Genomic DNA, 18,867 nt, shown 5'->3' with positions numbered 1-18,867 from the left:
AGCATGAGGCCCGGATCGATGATCCGGGCCTCATTTTTTTTAGAGTTCCCACCCCATATAGTAGGCAAACTCTCCGAGGGCTTTCCCGGCCAGGTAAAGGCCACCGACCGCAAGAATGAGGATTTTGAGCCAGTAGTACAGCCGTTTGGGGTCGATCTCGGGTTGCTTATCCATCAATCGTGGGGGCCTTAGTTACTCAGCATGACGGGCATGACGAGCATCATGATTTCCTGGCCGCCGGCTTGTTCCGTGGGCAGCAAGATACCGGCGCGGGTAGCGGTGCTCATTTCGAGTTTGACTTCCTCGCCTTCCAGTACGCCCAGCATTTCCACGAGGAACTTGGCGTTGAAGCCAATCGTCAGCGGGTCTCCGTTGTAAGAGCAGGCCAACTGTTCGGTGGCCTCATTGCTGAAGTCAAGATCCTGGGCCGAAACGGTAAGGGAACCGTCGGCGATGGTCAGGATAACCTGGTTGGTGGTCTTGTTGGCGTAGATAACGATCCGCTTCAGGCTGTTCTGGAAATCAGCCCGGTTGATCAACAGTACGTTCGGGTTGTCTACCGGGATGACGGCATTGTAGTCCGGGTAACGGGCGTCAATCAGGCGGCAGGCCATGTTCGTATCGCCAAAAGTGAAGAAAGCATTGGCCTTGTCGAAGGAGACCGATACCTGTTCGTCCGTGCTGGGAAGCGCACTCTTGAGGAGGTTTAGCGCTTTTTTGGGCACGATGAAGTTGCTCGTCACTTCGCCGGAAATATCGCTCAGGGTGTACTTGACCAGCTTGTGGGCGTCGGTAGCGACCATGATGAGCTTGGAAAAATCCACCTGGAAGTAGACGCCCGTCATGGCCGGACGCAGTTCATCGGTCGACGTGGCGAAAAGTGTCTTGTTAATGCCTTCGAGCAAGTTCAGCGCAGAAACACTGATTTCATCGGCCTCGTTGGGTACGGGGATATCTGGGTAGTCGTCTCCGTTTTCTCCGGCCAGTTTATACTTACCGTAGGCGGAGGTAATTTCAATGCCGAAGTTGTCTTCGTTGATGACGAAAGTGACGGGTTGCTGGGGCAGTGCCTTCAGCGTATCGATCAGAATTTTCGCCGGTACGGCCACGGAGCCGTCGCCGTCTGCATTTACCTCAATGGTGGTGATTACACTCGTCTCCAGATCGGTGGCGGCAATGGTCAATTGATTGCCGCTAACCGTAAAGAGAAAATCCTCGAGAATGGGGAGGACGGGATTGGAACTGATGGCACCACCGGCCAGGGTCAGTTTCTTTTGCAGATCGGAGGAGGAAACACTAAACTTCATAGGGCAAACTTACGGATTAGTCCGGTAGCACACCAGTATGTAGAACAATGTCTCGGCATGATTTTTTCCACCAGGGTGTGGATTCCGAGATCGGGCCACAATTTCGGCCTTCCCATACCCTTCTTTTTGGGTAAAATTTGCTGATCATGCCGCGTGGGAGGGGGTGCATTAAAACTACGGTCGCCCAAAATTCGTTCACCCATGCCCGTCACTCCCACGCAAACTATCTTTGCACGATACGACCGGGCAATAATCCACTACTCCTTGCGCAAGCCTTCCCCCAAATTGATGAACACCTCCCTACGTACGGCTCCGCCCGTGCGTACGCCGGTCATTCCGGCGCTGGGTCCCGCCCATCGGTTCCGGCTCAGCAACGGGTTGCCGGTAGTCGCCATCGGGGGGGCGGAGGCCCCCATCCTTCGCGTAGAGTTCCTCTGTCAGGGTGGCCGTCCCTACGAAAATCAGCGGCTGGTGGCGGGAGCGGCCACCGACCTGGTGGTTGAGGGCACCCGGAAGCGAACGGCTTCCCAGTTAGAGCACTTTTTCGAACAGTACGGGACCAGCCTGGAAACCCCCAACGTGACCGACACGGGTAATCTGAGCGTGTCCACCCTGAACAAGCACGCCGAGACCGTACTACCGGTGATGGCCGAAGTAATCGCAGAACCCGCCTTCGCCCAAACGGCCTTCCGCCGCTTCATGCGGCAGCGCCGGCAACAGCTGCGGGAGAACCTGACCGACAACGACACCCTGGCCTACCGGTTGATCACCGAGGCCACCTACGGCAGTGACCACCCCTACGGATACAACGGTTTCTTTCCGGATTACGACCGCCTCCGGCTGGACGACATCAAAGCGTTCTATCACGGGCACTTTCACGCCGCCAACGGGACCTTGCTGGTCATCGGGCAAATTGATGCAAGCACCGAACGGCTGCTGGACGCCACTTTCGGCCAACTCCCTCCCGGTCCGGCAGTGGCCCCTCCCGTACTCCCGCCCACTCCTTCCGGGGCGGCCTGCCTGCAGTTGTTGCGCCCGCGGGCGCAACAGACGATGATTCGCCGTGGTCGGGCCGGCATTCACATCAAAGACCCGGATTACCCGGCGCTGGTCGTCCTGGACACCGTACTCGGGGGCTACTTCGGCAGCCGCCTGATGCGCAACATCCGGGAGGAAAAGGGCTTTACCTACGGGATCGATTCCGAACTGGATACCTACCGCTTTGACGGCAGTATGGAGATTTCGGCGGACGTAGCCAACGACAACCTCCAGGAGGTCCGGCAGGAAATTCTGGTGGAAATCGATAAGCTTCGCCAAACGCCGGTCCCCGCCGCCGAACTGGACATGGTACGCGCCTACCTGGGTGGCAGCATCGCCATGGAACTTGACGGGCCCTTTGGCCACGGGTGGCGTTACCGTTCCGCCATCATCAAGGACTACGAGCCCGTATCCTTTTTACGGAGGCTGCACGAAACCATCCGGGACATTTCCCCCCAGGAGCTCCTGACGGTTGCCCAGAAGCATTTGCGGCCGGAGGAGGACAAGGAGGTCATTGTGGGGGGAGCGGACCGCCTGCCGGAAGCCACTCCCGTAACGGACCCTACCCTGCCCCTCAACCGCTGAAAAACGGTACCGGTCGGATCATAAAAATTGCCGGATAGCGTTAATGCGAATATCCATTGCCGCACCAGGGTCTCAGGCACCTGCGACCGCGCCATAATTTGGGTTTTCCACTAATAAAAAACTTCCCCGGAGGGCATTTTTAAGATAAATTAGCCGGCGACGAAGAAAAGGGGCACATTCTTGGGAATATCCCCCCCGAAAACATCGTTTTGCCAGCCTTTTTTCCGACTTTTGCCGGACTATCCCCAGGGAACGATATATTAAGCAACTAGATGAGGTTTTTCAACCTATTTAAACAAGAGCTGGCCATCGATTTGGGCACGGCTAATACGCTCATCATCCAGAACGATCAAGTGGTGGTGGATGAGCCTTCTATTGTCGCCATTGACCGTAAAACGGAAGAGACGATTGCCGTGGGACGTCGTGCCATGCAGATGCACGAAAAAACCCACGACAACATCAATACCGTGCGCCCCCTGAAGGACGGCGTGATTGCCGACTTCCGCGCGGCCGAGCACATGATCAAGGGCATGATCGAAATGATCGGCAGTAAACGGCCCTTCTTCACCCACCTGAAAATGGTCATTTGCATTCCTTCGGGGATCACCGAGGTCGAGAAACGCGCCGTTTTTGAAAGTGCGGCCCGGGTGGATTCCAAGGAAACCTACCTGATTCACGAGCCCATGGCTGCCGCCCTGGGTATCGGACTTGACGTCGAGGAGCCCGTGGGCAACATGATCGTAGACATTGGGGGCGGAACGACGGAAATTGCGGTGATTGCCCTGTCCGGTATCGTTTGTGACCAGAGTATCCGGGTGGCCGGTGACGAATTCACGGACAACATCGTGCAGCACATGCGGCGCCAGCACAACATCCTGATCGGCGAGCGGACGGCGGAGCAGATTAAAATCAACGTGGGTTCGGCCCTGACGGAACTGGATAACCCTCCCCCCGAGTACGCCGTTAACGGCCGGGATCTCCTCAACGGTATTCCCCGGCAGATCACGGTTACTTACCAGGAAATTGCCGAGGCACTGGACGAAAGCATTGTCTCCATTGAGGAGGCCGTCATCCGGGCCCTGGAAACCACGCCACCCGAACTGGCCAGTGATATTTATTCCACGGGACTTTACCTGACCGGCGGGGGAGCCATGCTGCGGGGGCTGGACAAGCGCCTCAGCAAGAAGACCCAACTTCCGGTGCACGTAGCGGAGGATCCGCTGACGGCGGTCGTCCGGGGAACGAGCAAAGCCCTCTCCGACACGGACAGATTCAAGGCCATCCTGATTCCCGCAAGCAGCGTCAGCTAGTCTGATCAACCGCCCGCCGGATGGAACGCATACTCAGAATCTTCCTCGCAAACGGCAGCTTTTTCACCTTCTTCGGGTTACAGATTGTCTGCTTCTGGCTGATTATCAACTACAACAGCACCCAGAGCGAGATCGCCTCGGAAACCTGGTCGCTTTACGGTGGTTGGTTCCGGAGTGGTAAGGACGTCATTGATAATTACCTTGACCTCGACGAAGAGAACGAGATCCTGCTGCGGGAGAACGCCCAGCTCCGGGCCAAGCTTCCGGAGTCTTACTACGATACTACCGTCGATCAGGACAGCATCGAAGACGAAGCTCGCCTGCAGCGGTTTACCTATCTGGCCACCCGGGTGGTCAACCGCACCCCCTACAACCCCAACAATACGTTCGTGCTGGACCGGGGGGAACAGCTCGGGGTTATCCCGGGCCAGGGAGTCGTGGGGGAATCCGGATTGCTGGGCATCATCGACGTGACGACCTCCCGCTACGCCCGGGCAATTTCCATCCTGCACCTGGACACCAGGATCAGTGCGGGCCTCAAAAACAAGGCCTTTGGCACCCTGCGCTGGGACGGGCAGGACGCCCGCTACATGAGTTTATCGGACATTCCCGAATACATCACGGTCAACCCGCAGGATACGGTATATACGACCGGCTACTCGAACGTATTCCCCACCGGCATCGCCATTGGAACCATTAGTGAAATCGAGGTGCAGCCCGGTACGGGTAATCAGCTCCTCCGCGTGCGGCTGATCAATGACCCCCTGCGGCAGGACCTCGCCTACGTCGTGCAGGACCTGTTCAAGGAGGAACTGGAAAACCTAAATACAACCGAATGAGGGGGAATAGTCTGGGAGCCAACGTTGGGCGCTTCGTGCTGCTCTTTTTCCTGCAGGTTTTTGTTTTCCGGCAGGTAAGCCTCGGTTGGAGTGGCAAGGAGTATCTGTTCATATGGTTGTACCCGCTGTTCATTGCGGCCCTACCCCTGAGAACCCCGAGGCCCGGAGTGGTGGCCCTGGCGTTCCTGGCCGGTTTGTCCGTTGATATCGCTTACGGCACCCTGGGGTTGCACGCCTCTGCCGCAACGGCCACCGGCTACTTCCGACAATTTCCACTTAAGTTCCTGGAACCCAAGGATGGCTACAAAACAAAATCTACCCCGGAAGGCCGGGATCTCGGACAGGCCTGGTGGGTTCGCTACCTGGCCTACGTCACGGTGTTTTACTGTGTCTTCTACTTTTCCGTAGAAGCCTTTTCGCCCGTTTTTTGGCAGGATATTCTGCTAAAGTGCCTGCTCTCCATCCCGGTTTCCTATTTGCTTTCGTTGATCTTAGTATCTTTCCTCAGACCAAGACTGTAGATGAGTGTCTCCTCCCCCAAGGCTGATCCCCGTGGGTTGACCATTAAGGTCATCATGGCCCTGCTGTGTGGCTTGCTGCTCGTCAAGGCTTTCCACCTGCAGGTAGCCAGCGAGAGCTGGCGGGTACGGGCGGATAAAGTAGGCTACAGCAAGCAAACCCTGTATCCTGCCCGCGGCCTGATGACCGACCGGAACGGCAAGCTCCTGACCCTGAACAAGCCCGTCTATCAGGTTGAGCTCACCTACAACCAGTTCTATCCCCACCGGGAAACCTTTGACACGACGGAGTTCTGCAAACTCCTCAACATCAGCCGCGAGTATTTTGAGGAAGCCATACCCCGCCGGTGGACCGGACGGTACAGCCGCAGCAAACCCTTTATTTTCCTGAACCACGTGGCACCGGAGCGTTTTGCGACCTTCCAGGAGAAGCTCTTCAAATTTCCGGGTTTTTCCGCCAGTCTGCGGAGTTCCCGCGACTACCCGGCGCCCTACGCCGCCCACGTCCTCGGCTACATGGGGGAAGTTAACCAGGCGGCCATAGATCGGGGGGAAGGCAGGTACGTACAGGGCGATTACCACGGCATCTCCGGCCTGGAGTATCAGTACGAGACCCTATTGCGGGGCGACAAGGGAGAACGCTGGGTCTATCGGGACCGACTCGGGCGGGAAGTAGGGGAAGTCCTCGAAGGCCGGGCCAACCAGAGTGCCGAGGTAGGGGCCGACCTGGTCACCACCCTGGACGTGGAGCTCCAGCAATACGGAGAAGAATTGATGGCCAACAAACTCGGGACCGTCATTGCCCTGGAACCCGCTACCGGCGAGGTGCTGGCCATGATTTCCGCGCCCACCTACGATCCGGCCAGCTTAAAAATTGGTCGGGAGCGAAGCAGAGCCTTCACGGAGTTGTCCCGGGATACCCTCCAGCCCCTGCTCAACCGGGCCATCAACGGAAAATATGCCCCGGGTTCTCCCTTCAAGACCCTCGTGGCCCTGATTGCCATGCAGGACGGGACCCTCAATCCCAATCGAGGGATGGCCTGCCAGGGGGGATTTTATAGCGGGGGTAGAATGCTGCTGGGCTGCCACGGCCACCCCTACTGTAAAAATGTGGAGGACGCCATCGCCCAAAGTTGCAATAACTACTTCGTGACCACCTGGCTGGAAAATATCAACCAGTTCGGGTCCCTCTCCCCCACCGAAGGATTTGACTCTTTCAACCGATATCTGGAAGAGTTTGGGCTAGGAAATAAGCTCGGCATCGATTTTCCGGGAGAGATATCCGGCTTTATTCCTACCAGTGAATTCTTCGCCAAGCGGTTCGAGGACGAGCAATACTGGCGGGCCATATGGCTCCGCTCCCTGGCCATCGGACAGGGTGAATACGAGTTGACCAGCCTGCAGATTGCCAACTTCATCGCCGCCATCGCTAACCGGGGCTACTGGTATACCCCGCACCTGGTGAAGGAAGCCCGGGAAGGAAACGAAGGGATCCGTCGGGTAATCCAACCTCAGCGGCACGACATTTCCATCGATGCCGAATACTTTGAAACCGTGGTGTCGGGTATGAGAAAGACCGTTACGGAGGGAACTGCGAGAGTTGCCAACGCCCCCGGAGTAGAGATTTGTGGCAAAACGGGCACCGTACAAAACAGCTTCGGGGACCACTCCGTATTTACGGCTTTCGCTCCGAAGGACAACCCCAAAATTGCCATTCTCGTCTACATTGAGAACGGAGGATACGGAGGGTCCGTTGCCGCACCAATCGCCAGTCTGATGATCGAAAAATACGTCAACGGCAGTATTCCCCCGAACCGAAAATGGCTGGAAGACCGGATGAAAAACCTCGACATGCGGGAACGGGGTAAGAGCTCCATTCGCGTGACGAAATAACAGCCTTTTCCACATCGGGCTTATTCCTCCCGCCGTCTACCTCCGTAGGTAACCGGTGAAAGCTGTTGTAATGGCGCGAGCGCAGGTGCAAAACTTTCCCGGTGAAGCACCGTAGATGGCGTCGTCGGTAAAAGGAGGCCGTCCGGATCAGGCAATACAAGTGCATGTGGAGCAATTGCCATGGCTACCCGGGAGTTCTGAATTTCCGGAATGAACGAGCTTGTGCGCTGACCGGGGGGCGGGGAGACCATTTCTTTCTCGGAAAAATCGTGATAAATCAGGTTGCACTCCTTTAGGGAGCAGATCATTTTGCGTACCCCGTTGTGGTATAGAATCGCTCGGTTGCCGGGCTTTATCCGAAAGGTCACTTTCCCTTCTTTGTTCGTAGTCATTGTCTTCGTCCAGCCGCGCTTGGGTCCGACGATACTGAAGGCAATTTTTTGTCCAGACCATGCCTGTTCGGTATGGCGGATTCGCAATTCAACGGTAATCATAATTTCAGGAGAGTGATTTTGTGGAAAGGTTTATTGCACACTTAGCTAAGTGCTCCCTTCATGAGTACAAAATCCGTTAATAATAGGGTTTAGGTGTTTACTTCCAAAAACGAATAGAATTACTATAAGAGACACTTCACTAATAGGGATTCAGGGGCAAAAAAAACATTGGCTAATCATGTAAAAAACAATAGACAAACTCATTGATAAAGTATCATTGAATTATCTAAAAACAATTCAAAACAACTGCACTTCAAATATCACCGCTTCCTTAGGGCTTTTCACCCTAAGCGGCAACGGAACTTTTTTTTCAAAAAAATATCTTGAAATAACATCTTTCTAAGTAGCTGATAATCAGACATTAGCTTTGCAGAAAAAAATGTCGAAAAAACTGCAGTCTTCTTTTTACGCGTTTTGCTGCCGAAAAAACATTGATATTTCCGGTCGAAAATTTCACATTTAACTACTCGCTGGCGATCTGCAAACCAACTACTCCAGTCCATTTCCTCTCCACATTTCCATTCGCTTGATGGATACCTTTTCCATGTTTTATGTATGGGGGTATGAAGGGAAATTTCCGGAATAGGCATTAGCCTTGATTCGGGCAGTTTCAATAAGGGACGACTACAGCACATTGGGCATGAAAAAGTACTATGATTATCTGTACGCCAATGACTATGCTTCCGATAGCCAGGCCTACTTAAGCACTTATGAAGAACTCCGGCAGACCAAACCGAACAAGGCCGCAAAGGCATTCATCAATGCCATGCACCTGTGGCTCATTTACTACGGTCACCGCAAGGTGGAAAAATACCTGGATCAGCGTCCGGACCCTACGGGACCTTCTCGTGGAAACATAATCTCCTCCCTGGGAAAGGCAGGCAAATGGAAATTCGAGATCCAATTACTGCGGGCGGAGATCGCCTACCATCAGGGATACAATCATCGTTGCCGGGAGATGCTCTCTAAGTTGCTCCAGGAGATTGACCGCCATGAGAACAAGCACATCGGAACGAAGAATTTTTTACTACCCCGCATTCATCTGTTACGAGGAAAAACCCTGAATCGCGACCGCGATCACGCACTCGCCCGGATGGATTATGGGCTGGCCTATAACTATTTCTTCTACGGTAAGAAAAACCAGCAAAATGGTCAGGCGCCACTCACGCTGGGCCGTATTCACACGGCCTTCGCCCGGTCATTTTTTGACTGGAAACAAATGCAGGAAATTTATGACTACTTGGAAAAAGCTGAGTTGGTGTACAAAAGGTCCTTTGAGCACCAAGACCGGAAGCACCTCTGCTACGCAGAATTAGATGAACTCCGGGCGCGTTACGTGGTGGGCATGGCCAGAAAAAACTGGCGTAAGCATGCCAAGGAGCTTTTGCACCGGGAGGATAAGCCCCCCATTCACCAAACCTTATCCTGGGAAGATAAATTCAACGAGCCCATGGCTGACGCCATGCGGATTACCCATCATGCACTCAAGGGCAGGAAGAACCATCGGCGAAAGGCCCACCATCTGCGCTTGAGGGCCCGGGCGAAATTGGTGGCCGCCTATGCGGTCCTGGGCATGAACGGACGAAAATACATTCCCTGGGTGGTCCATCGGTTAAAACAGGCCGATCGCCTCTACCGCCGGGAGATCAAAATGAGATTGAAATTCTTCAATCACGTTCCCCACCCTACCCTGGTCCGGGCCTACAACCACCGGGGTAAGTGTCTCTGGATGTTGGCCGAAGCTTTCGCCCAGGAGGGGAAGAAAAAGGAGGCCAAAAAATACCTCCAACGGGCAGAATTCTCCCTGGCCAAAGCGAAAAAAATTAATCGGAAACCGCTGGACGTTATTCAGCGGGATAAAAGAGAACGGGAACAATCAATCGCGCTGCAGAAAGCCGCTTCCGGAGCGATGCACCAGGTCGTTGACCGCTATCAGTGCTTTCGGACGGAGCAGCGAGAAATGGAATGCAAGTTCATTACCCTTAAATACCCCACGATATTTGACGCTTCTCCCCGGCAAGTGTTCCGAGCGGTTGCTGCCGGCTATCACCGCTGTGAAAAAAAGATATCGGAGTGTTTAACCTGGCTGACCTTCAGCGAATCCCGGGAGTCTCTGCTGAAAGAGCACCGGTCCGTGGGGGAACTTATGCTCGAAGCGGCCTCCCTTTACCAGCCGGTCAGCCAGGAGGAGGAGGACTATCGGATGGATCGCATTCACCGGGTGTTTATGTTTTCTCAGCCAGACGTCAGCCGGAGTCCTCGCTTTCCCGGAAAGCTGGCGGAAGTGGAACCTAACGCACAACTTGGGCCCCTGGGGAAAATGCACATTCTACAAACGGCAAGCTTCTGGCGGCTCCTGCACAGCAATGAAGAAGACCTGACGGATGAATATAACGAACAGTTCTTTTCGTTCGCCAATGATGTGTCTCAGTACCACATGGACCAATTGGGTGAGGGAACCGGCAAAAACCCCGCCTGGCGGGTGGGCTCCTACCCTTCCGAAAGTGCAGTCATAGAACATTTTGATGGTGATGGCGGAGGTGGAGTTTTGGCCATTTATACGGGCTACCGACACGTCTACGCTTACGTACTGGCGAAAACTGCCAAGGGAGATTCTCACCGTAAGTTCGTCGCCATTACCGACGATGAGCAGCGTCGGTCGATGGATACCTTCATCAGCCTGACCGCAGATTTTCAAAATGCCCTGGCCAAGGTCATCGAAAGCCTGCAGGATGATCACAATCGGAAGCTCGTGGTCGAGCAGAAAACGTTGAGGTATCAGAAGACCAATGAGCACCTTCCGGATACGATCATCGGGAAGCAGTTAACACCGCAGGAGGCCGACGCCATCAATTCGACTTTCTTGCGGACGGGACGGGCCCTTGCCGAATTCCTTTTCGAGAAGGTTTCTATCCCGAAATCCATTGACCGGCTGTATTTGGTCTCCAACGATGAACATCTGCAGCGCCTTCCCCTCAGTATGCTCTACACCGGAGACCTTCCGGATGCCGGAGAAGAACGGGACTTCAACCACCTCGACTTTCTGGGGCTACGGTATCAACTTGCCATCATCCCTTCCGTAAGCTGGCTCTGGCGACTCAGAAAAACTTCGACTCCACCGGATGATCAGGTGCCGTCCGCGGATACGCTGAATTCCATGCTGAGCTTTCTGGCCGTTAGACAGGCCTCCTCTCCGCCGGATGAAGAAACCAAGCAGGGGGTTCTCATCTTTGATGCCTTGAAGCACATCACCCAAAACCTGAACTTAAATTACCGCGCAATTTTCCTGCCGGATGACCTTACGGGCATGGACACCATCAAAGATCATGTCATCCAGGGCAGCCCATTTGCCCTGATCAAATACTTTTATGGCCACATCAGCTACGAGGAAAGAAAGTACGGAAGGAAAAAGCTCATCCTCTCCGGAAAGAAATCCGCCAAGAAGGAGAGAGAAGACCGTCACTACGGGGATGCCTTTGACCGCAACCCAAAACATCTGTACCTGGACGAAATCAAGGAAAATGATCTGCGAAACTGCTTTCTCGTCTTCCTGAATGGGTGCGAAGCCGCTCAGGGTGACCACCGGATAGGGTATCTCCCCAATTCCTTGATGTCGGCCTACTTATGGGCAGGCGTACAGGCAGTCATCGGAACACACGTAGCCATTACTTCAACAACCGCCGCACTCTTCGGCGAGCTCTTCATGGAATACTGGCTGGAGGAGGGAGACACTACCCTTGGCGAAGCCATCATGCAGACCATAGAGGACATTCGACGGGGGGGGATGATCGAGGGGCATCCGCGGCGACGGCTTTCCCACCGTCATCCAATCCACTGGGGAGGTTACACCCTCATGGGAGACCTTACCCTGAAGTGGTCCGACGTAAAGGCCCTGCTAAATCCGGGGCAATGACACAAGCTTATGGCTCCTGGCGCAGTAGACAAGGGCACTATGCCATACCCGGAACGTATTGCCCCCTGCGATTGGACCAGGTCATGCGAACCTTTGGTACTTCGGTAAACTTTTCCCCAATTCTTAATCCATAAATCCGGAGAGGCTCATTATCGCTCATTGCCTTTTCGTCAAAAAGCTCTACCCGGTAAAGCCCCGGCCGAAGTAAGGTCTCCTCCTTGATATCAATAGAGATTTTACCCGCTTCATCCAAATGTCGCAGTGGAATTCTCAAAGTTTCTACGAGAATGGGAGCACGATCATTCACTTCTTTTTCCACTTGCTCGTCAATAAATCTCAGGTCCCCGCTTAGGGGTTCATACGCCCCATTCAGGTAAAACTTAAGAAAAACTCCTTCTCGGGGAAATTCATCAAGTGGAAAAGCAAGGTCAAGATACTCCTCCGCATTTAACATTTTGTAGTCCTTGTCGATTCCCAGCAGCCTTAATCCAGAGCTCGCCTTCATCGGGCTGGTAACATCTTTATGTGCATGGCTGTCTACAGAATCGTCGTCGGGGCCAAGCAATGCAGGGTTTAACCCCCTGCGTGGAAACAGATTATCATACATGTCGAGATATGAACGGTAAAGCCGGTTTACCGTACCCTGCAGAATCTCTTTATTATTCTTCGTCTTGAGTTTTTCCTCCTTCAGAATGTCTACAATATCTCTTTCGGTCAGACGCTCGGCCTTTAACTGGACAATTCGCCTCCGTAACCTTTGGGTGTCCGGATCAAACTCCGCGATCTGCTGCTTTTTTAGCGCGGCTCGTTTGGTCCTTTCCTCAATCGTCATCTGATCACCGGGAACATAGCTCAGGTTCCGGTTAGTCTCATCTTCCTTTGGCTGGACGAAAAAGGAGTTGATCTTCGCCCGTAGTCGAAGCTCGTCCTGAGTAAAGGGGAAATCATCTTCAAATTTTACCGTTACGGGCGTATTGGTAATCAGGGATGTCAGGCGTTCTCGCTTCTTCGGGCCACTACATAAAAGGAAATGATGAAATCCATTAATGGCGACTTCCTCAACTTCTCGTTCGGCTTTCTTTAGGCTGTCGGCAAACTGCTTGGCAGTCATATCAGAATTAACGGAGAGTGGCTTACCAGAAACGCGCCTTCCCTGGCCCCGGGATACATTAGGTGAATTGGTCATAATTTGGTTGAGTCATGCGGCTATCAAGAATCGTCCGGTCATTTTCGGTAATCGAAACACATTCTGATGAAGGCTACAGCGGATTCATTTTTTAGGCTTGCCACCAAGGGAGGCAATCGTGATTCAGAAAAAAACTAAACGTGGGGGCGCAAAGATAATTGTTTCGATTATACCATACAATATATGAGATAAAATAATCAAATTAAAGAAACGAATCGTCAATTTATAATTTTTTATTTTGAATCATTTCAAAGAAAAAAGAATTAAGATCCGTTTTTTTTAATCGAATCACTTGTTTTTTCGGGAAAAACGCCCTTCCTTTGTTTTGCCGCAAAAAAAGAGCCTGGCTCCTTCAACGGAAGGAGACCAGGCCATTCTCTAACCGACGGCACATTTGTTACCGCCAAGCTAGTGAAGTAAGGATCTTTAGCTTTAGGTGTACGTAGTGTAGTAATCATACGTAAGGTAGTAAATGGCCCGTCTACAAACAAGACCTTCGTCATGAAGTACGTCTTTCTAATTTTCTTAGTTTGCGTCGCGATGTACTACTTTAATAAGTTCCAGGATGAAAAGAGAGTGGAACATCGCGTTACGTCGGACTTTCAGCAACGAACCATTCGTGACCAAAACCAGCAGTTAGCCGAATGGAAACAATGGGCCCAGGGCATTAAAGCACAGCAGCAACGGGCCCGACAAGCCCTGGAGGACGCCAACGCCCAGATCGGCACCCTCCGGGAGGAAAAATCTCAATTACGGAAGCTCAATGACCGCCAGGTCCAGCAGCTCGCCAACCTCCAGGGACAAATTGAGTCCGCCGATGATGAGCTGGCGAAGATCAACACCTACGTTGATCAATTGAAACAACGCAACGGTATTCAGCAGGATAGCCTGAACGGCTATCGCCAATTGGCGGCCCACTTGCGTGAGGACAATGAAAGGTTATCGTCCTTTGCCAGTGAACGGCAAGCCAGTATGGATTCTCTCCTACTTGCCTTCCAGCAACTCCACCGCAAGAACGAAGCAATACGGAGCAATAATAAGCGCCGATTGGAAGCCACCGCCCAGTACGCATTAGCCCAATTCGGAATCCCTCTTTATCAGCTACCAACCGGCCTACTCATCATGATGCTGGGCCTCCTCTTCTCAAGCATTCTATACGGTCCGTCCCGGGACACCCTCCCCGGCGCCTGACCACCCACTACCCAAGGCTAAAAAACCTGCCCGCACTACACGGGCAGGCTAAGAATCACAATGAGGTAGCCTCAGGCTACCCGCCTACCCCAAAGGTCTGTCCCTCAGCCTGCGATTACAAGGCGTCAGCATCCTAACCCTACTCAGAACCTATCCCCTCAAACACCACCCTACACATAAAACCCTGATATCCAAAAACTTGAACGACACAAAATATGAACCTCGCTTTCCCGAGAGCAGCTCCGGGACCAGGCAGAGCCGTGCCATCGTCACGCCTCCACCTCCCCGAAAAGCCGCCTCCAACAAATTGGTCGACACGCGCCGACGGGCGTGATAGCTATAGCAGATTTCAGTGCACTGATGGCCTTTTCTCCAAAGCCAAAACAGAGGAGACCATCCCTCAATACTGGACACTATGCTTCAGCAATCGTTTTTCATCAGTGCGATCACCCTAATGATCGTAGTCAGCTCATTTTCCTTATCCGCACAATCCGCGGAAGATCTGGCCTACTGGGCCGCGTCTCCGAACAGCGGGACCAATGCCACTCCGACCTCAATTGCGGGGTCTGACCTGGCCACTTGGTCCTTTACCGCTCCCACCGCGGATAACGAAGCAATCATCAAAACTCCCGATGGAGTTCTCTGGCCTACCACCACTGACCAATTGTCAGCCTTGATGATGGCCTCGGCTCCTACCAACCGGTTCCTGGTTTATTACCATGGCGTAAGTGGTCCGGAAGTTCTGGCGGTTTGGGTTTTCTAACCCCCGATATGAGTGAGAGGGGAAGTAGCCGATCGGCTACTTCCCCTTTTTAATTTAACCTCCTTAAGTGTTCCTGCAACCAGAGGTCACTGCTCCGACCATTTTGTGCCAGCTGCGCTAGCAGTCGCTTTCTTTCTGCGTTCAAATGACGCGATCGTTTGATGGATTCAGGGGTATCATTCAAATAATCCTCCAACTTGAGCATTTCTCGGAAAACCGATAAGAAATTACGATGTAGCTGGAACTGGTACGCAAGCTTCTGCTTACGCAGCTCCAAATCATTAATCATCGCATCGTAGTTTTTCAAGAAGGCCGGAAAATTTTTGATCAGTTTCCGCGCCGCCTGGGGGTCTCCCTTTTGCCCCGTATGCATCAGGTCATAATACGTCTGGATGGTGAGCTTCTTCAGCGCCAATTTTCGCTCATCCTGATTAGTTTTACTCCTCGTTTTAAGGTGAGGAATCGCCTCCCGGTATTTCCCTTCATCCAGGAAAAGCAGCGCCCGACAAAAGGCCAGGGAGAATCCCCGGTCATTTCTATGCACCTTACTGCCATAAATACCTACGAAACGGTGCGCCCACTCATGAACACTGCGGCTTTCGTCCGTATTCTCAATTCCGTCAACCGGCACCATTGACCATTCAAATTCTTCCCGGAATCTGATGGCCTGAATCACCACATTGGTCAGGTAGGACGCCGGCAGGTCGTTGGTGGTTCCCGATGACCAACTAGCTCCGTACTTTCGGTCAATCACCATCAACTTGGCCCGAAAGCTAATGGGCCCCATCGCCTCGACTCCCTTATTACTGGCCATCGTAGCAAAAGAACCAATGCACCCCAAAAGGTCCACGTAGTCCTCCAGGGTAATCTTCGATACGTTAGCCTCCATGAAGAAGAAAAAGTCTTCAACCTCGTCTTCCAACGTAGGATCATTTAATTCCCTGGAAAAAATAGTGCTGACCTTTTGGTAGGCCAGTAGCATGGGCTCAGATTGTATTTGCACGGCCCGTCGCCCCAACAGCATCTTGAACTCCTCAAAGTGCTCTTCCGCCAGGGGCAGCTTGTCCGCCCGGAATATTGTAGGGTAGAGTTGATACCGCATGAAGAGTCGGCATTGATAAAGCAAGTACTGCCGATCCGCCTGCCAGGATAGTAGCGCCATTTTTTTAGGAAGCTCGTGCTTATTGCTCCACTCTGTTTCTTTCAGCTCGCGGTAAGTCTCTTCAAGGTCAATGCGGTACTTATTTAATGGGTACTCTTGATCTTGCACAAGTAGTATTTTAGGTGAGGGGAACCACCAATATAGGTATTCCCTGCGTTTAACGCTGCCTCTGAGGCGCCTACAAATGAAGGGGATAAATTATATAAAACAAGTCGATTAAAATATGATGATGTGAAGCAAAACTGCTAAATAATTGCCCCAACACCTATCGCGATACCAGCCTCCTTCCGCACCGGTATCTCACCAAAATTAAACCCCAATACGGCAGTTGCGTATTGGGGCCAATCGTTTCGAGACTATAAACAAGTAAATTCTCCCAAAAGGGCAAAGGCTTCACTCCTGGGCCTAATTCCCTAAAGATCGGGTGATTGGAAGGAGAAATGCAATCCTTGTCTATGCAAGTATCGTCCCTCCTGATTTTTTACTGAAGTTTGCTCCCGCCCAATCTTAGCTTCGGCCAATGATTATTCGCATTCCATCAAATCCGCACCGGACCTTATCCGGCAACATGGCCTCCACCGCTGCAGCGGTCCCCATCCGGTGACTCAGGTGAGTGATTACCCCACGTTCAGCACCGATTCGCTCCACGTATTCCAGGGCCTCTTCCAGGGAAAGATGAGAATGGGTCCCCTGGTGATGCAGGGCAGAAATAATGACGGTCTTCACCCCACGTAATTGTCTCAGGGTCCGCTCCGGCAGGGTCTTTGCATCCGTTAGGTAAGCAAGGTCGCCAATACGCAACCCCAAAATAGGCAGCTTGCCGTGAAGTACCTCCAACAGGGTCACGGCCCGCCCATTAAAGTTGATCTCCTCCCCAAAGCCAACCTCCCGGATGTCCAGTCGGGGCACCCCGGGATAATCACTAAAGGCGTAGGCAAACCGGCTCCGGAGCTCTTCGGCCACTCTGGGCAGGCAATACACCGGCATATCAATCTTTTGCCGGAAACAATATGGGCGCACGTCGTCCAGTCCGGCGGTATGATCATTGTGTTCGTGCGTCAGAATAAGTCCCGCCAGGGAGTGCACGCGCTCCCGCAACAGCTGCGTCCGAAAATCCGGCCCCGCGTCTACGGCCAGGGTTTCCGTTCCGTTCCGCAACAACACGCTCGCCCGCAGGCGCTGGTCCCTGGGGTCACCGGAGGTGCACACCGGACAGTCACAGCCCAGCACCGGAACTCCCTGAGAGGTAGCCGTGCCCACAATGGTTAAAGTTGGCTCTGAGGTCATTGTAAGTAGTAAATGATCAGGCATCCCGAAGGGTTGTGTTTCCCGCCCCTACTGGCGCACTCTTTTAGTTGATCCAATGTAGGGTGATAAACATCCACTGTTCTGACCGGACCTTCCTTGCCGACCCCGAAAGCTATCGGCTTCGTCATACACTATTCAGACCAGGGCTAAACCGTGGTCGGAAGCTTGTTTCACGAAGGCCTAGCCGAGTGAAATGGCGTCCGAACACTAGATGTATATATAGCTTAAACGCGAAATTTTTATCACCCTAGATCCGATGCCAATCGGTCTATCCCCATCTGTATTCGGGAAAATGGTCCCCAAACATGGCAAGGCCCTGACCGACCGGCCTATCCCTTGCCAAGCTGCTTCTCCCAGGCCCAGGCCGTGGCCATGATGTCTTCTACTCCACGCTCCGGCGTCCAGCCCAGCTCGATGGCCGCCCGGGTCCGGTCGGCGTATACCGCCACGACGTCACCGGGGCGGCGAGGACCGATTTCGTAATTCAGCTTCACGCCGGATACCCGCTCGAAGGCATCGATCACCTCAAGCACCGTCAGGCCCTCCCCGATGCCCAGGTTAAACACCTCGGGATTATTGGGCACCTTGTCTTCCAGCATGTGCCGGAGTGCCAGGGTGTGGGCCCGGGCCAGGTCCATCACGTGGATGTAATCCCGCACGCAGGAACCGTCCCGCGTCGGATAATCATCCCCGAATACCGTGAGTTTTTCCAGTTTCCCCGCCGCTACGGCCGTGATGACCGGCACCAGGTTAGAAGGGGAGTTGGCGGGGTCCTCCCCGATTTTGCCACTCTCGTGTGCCCCGGCCGGATTGAAGTACCGCAGGATCGTTGCCCGGCAGTAGGGATTGGCCCGACAAAAATCGAAGATGATGTCTTCCCCCATTTGCTTGGTCCGCGCGTAGGGGCTTTCCGCTTCCTGCCGCGGAGTGGCCTCCGTCACGGGAAGTTCCCGGGCGTTGCCGTAGACCGAACAGGAACTGGAAAACACCAGATTAGAACTGCCCTGGCTCCGTAGGCCCTCCATGACGTTGAGGAGGCTGTTGAGGTTATTGCGGAAGTAAGCCAACGGCTTTTCCACGCTTTCCCCCACGAGTTTGTAGGCCGCAAAGTGGATGGCTCCGTCAAACTCTTCCCGGGCAAACATGGCGGCGGCCGCCCGGGAGTCCGCCAGGTCGATGGCGTAATTTTTCACCTCCACCCCGGTGATCGCACGAATTCCCGCGAAGGTCTCGGGGCGGGCATTGTGGAAGTTGTCCGCACTGACGACCTCGTAGCCGCTTTCAATCAGATCAACGATGGTATGACTACCAATGTATCCCGCTCCTCCGGTTACCAGAATTCTTTTCTTCTTCATGCTGG

General features: G+C 53.4%; 15 protein-coding genes. 8 read left to right on the top strand and 7 right to left on the bottom strand.

Annotated elements, in window-relative coordinates:
- Window positions 1-39 precede the first annotated feature (39 nt).
- Window positions 40-174 carry a hypothetical protein gene (locus tag E1J53_RS24420; protein WP_256366158.1) on the bottom strand — a complete coding sequence of 45 codons (135 nt, stop codon included), beginning with the start codon at window positions 172-174 and terminating at the stop codon, window positions 40-42.
- Window positions 175-188: 14 nt separating this feature from the next.
- On the bottom strand, window positions 189-1,307 hold the full coding sequence (dnaN, locus tag E1J53_RS02190; RefSeq protein ID WP_134270344.1) for a DNA polymerase III subunit beta: 1,119 nt from the start codon (window positions 1,305-1,307) through the stop codon (window positions 189-191).
- A 264-nt stretch (window positions 1,308-1,571) separates the two neighbouring features.
- Here dnaN and E1J53_RS02185 point away from each other — a divergent pair, with 264 nt between their 5' ends.
- The 5 genes from E1J53_RS02185 to mrdA all read left to right on the top strand — a co-directional run bounded on the left by E1J53_RS02185 (window position 1,572) and on the right by mrdA (window position 7,490).
- Window positions 1,572-2,930, top strand: coding sequence for a pitrilysin family protein (locus E1J53_RS02185; RefSeq protein ID WP_173021332.1), 1,359 nt, complete (start codon window positions 1,572-1,574; stop codon window positions 2,928-2,930).
- 272 nt (window positions 2,931-3,202) lie between these two features.
- Window positions 3,203-4,240, top strand: a complete 1,038-nt coding sequence (locus tag E1J53_RS02180; protein ID WP_134270342.1) for a rod shape-determining protein — start codon at window positions 3,203-3,205, stop codon at window positions 4,238-4,240.
- A gap of 20 nt (window positions 4,241-4,260) precedes the next feature.
- Window positions 4,261-5,079, top strand: a complete 819-nt coding sequence (mreC, locus tag E1J53_RS02175) for a rod shape-determining protein MreC (protein ID WP_134270341.1) — start codon at window positions 4,261-4,263, stop codon at window positions 5,077-5,079.
- Window positions 5,076-5,600: a hypothetical protein gene (locus tag E1J53_RS02170; RefSeq protein ID WP_134270340.1), complete on the top strand. Its 525-nt coding sequence runs from the start codon at window positions 5,076-5,078 to the stop codon at window positions 5,598-5,600. The genes mreC and E1J53_RS02170 overlap by 4 nt, the downstream gene beginning before the upstream one ends.
- Window positions 5,601-7,490, top strand: a complete 1,890-nt coding sequence (gene mrdA / locus E1J53_RS02165; RefSeq protein WP_134270339.1) for a penicillin-binding protein 2 — start codon at window positions 5,601-5,603, stop codon at window positions 7,488-7,490. It abuts the gene before it with no gap.
- Between the two features lie 20 nt (window positions 7,491-7,510).
- Here the strand turns inward: mrdA and E1J53_RS02160 are convergent, their stop codons facing one another.
- A complete protein-coding gene (locus E1J53_RS02160; protein WP_134270338.1) occupies window positions 7,511-7,984 on the bottom strand; it encodes a hypothetical protein in 474 nt (157 codons plus the stop codon).
- 640 nt (window positions 7,985-8,624) lie between these two features.
- Here E1J53_RS02160 and E1J53_RS02155 point away from each other — a divergent pair.
- Window positions 8,625-11,897, top strand: a complete 3,273-nt coding sequence (locus tag E1J53_RS02155; RefSeq protein ID WP_134270337.1) for a CHAT domain-containing protein — start codon at window positions 8,625-8,627, stop codon at window positions 11,895-11,897.
- Between the two features lie 37 nt (window positions 11,898-11,934).
- Here E1J53_RS02155 and E1J53_RS02150 read toward each other — a convergent pair whose 3' ends face one another.
- On the bottom strand, window positions 11,935-13,008 hold the full coding sequence (locus tag E1J53_RS02150) for a hypothetical protein (protein ID WP_134270336.1): 1,074 nt from the start codon (window positions 13,006-13,008) through the stop codon (window positions 11,935-11,937).
- 576 nt (window positions 13,009-13,584) lie between these two features.
- On the opposite strand from E1J53_RS02150, the gene E1J53_RS02145 reads away from it, so the two are divergent.
- Entirely contained in the window at window positions 13,585-14,274 is a 690-nt protein-coding gene (locus E1J53_RS02145; RefSeq protein ID WP_134270335.1) for a hypothetical protein, read from the top strand.
- Window positions 14,275-14,689: 415 nt separating this feature from the next.
- Window positions 14,690-15,037 (top strand): hypothetical protein, encoded by a 348-nt coding sequence (locus tag E1J53_RS02140; protein WP_134270334.1) that lies wholly within the window; start codon window positions 14,690-14,692, stop codon window positions 15,035-15,037.
- A gap of 49 nt (window positions 15,038-15,086) precedes the next feature.
- Here the strand turns inward: E1J53_RS02140 and E1J53_RS02135 are convergent, their stop codons facing one another.
- From E1J53_RS02135 to galE, 3 genes are all read right to left on the bottom strand, one after another.
- Window positions 15,087-16,307 carry a hypothetical protein gene (locus tag E1J53_RS02135; RefSeq protein ID WP_134270333.1) on the bottom strand — a complete coding sequence of 407 codons (1,221 nt, stop codon included), beginning with the start codon at window positions 16,305-16,307 and terminating at the stop codon, window positions 15,087-15,089.
- Window positions 16,308-16,706: 399 nt separating this feature from the next.
- The gene (locus E1J53_RS02130) at window positions 16,707-17,486 is read right to left on the bottom strand and encodes an MBL fold metallo-hydrolase (protein ID WP_134270332.1); all 780 of its coding nucleotides are present in this window, start codon (window positions 17,484-17,486) and stop codon (window positions 16,707-16,709) included.
- A gap of 350 nt (window positions 17,487-17,836) precedes the next feature.
- A complete protein-coding gene (galE, locus tag E1J53_RS02125) occupies window positions 17,837-18,862 on the bottom strand; it encodes a UDP-glucose 4-epimerase GalE (RefSeq protein ID WP_134270331.1) in 1,026 nt (341 codons plus the stop codon).
- Window positions 18,863-18,867 lie beyond the last annotated feature (5 nt).

The organism is Lewinella sp. W8 (assembly GCF_004375085.3).
Classification (GTDB): Bacteria; Bacteroidota; Bacteroidia; order Chitinophagales; family Saprospiraceae; genus Neolewinella.
The sequence above is the reverse complement of the archived record's forward strand: the minus strand, read 5'-3'. Positions and strand labels throughout refer to the sequence as shown.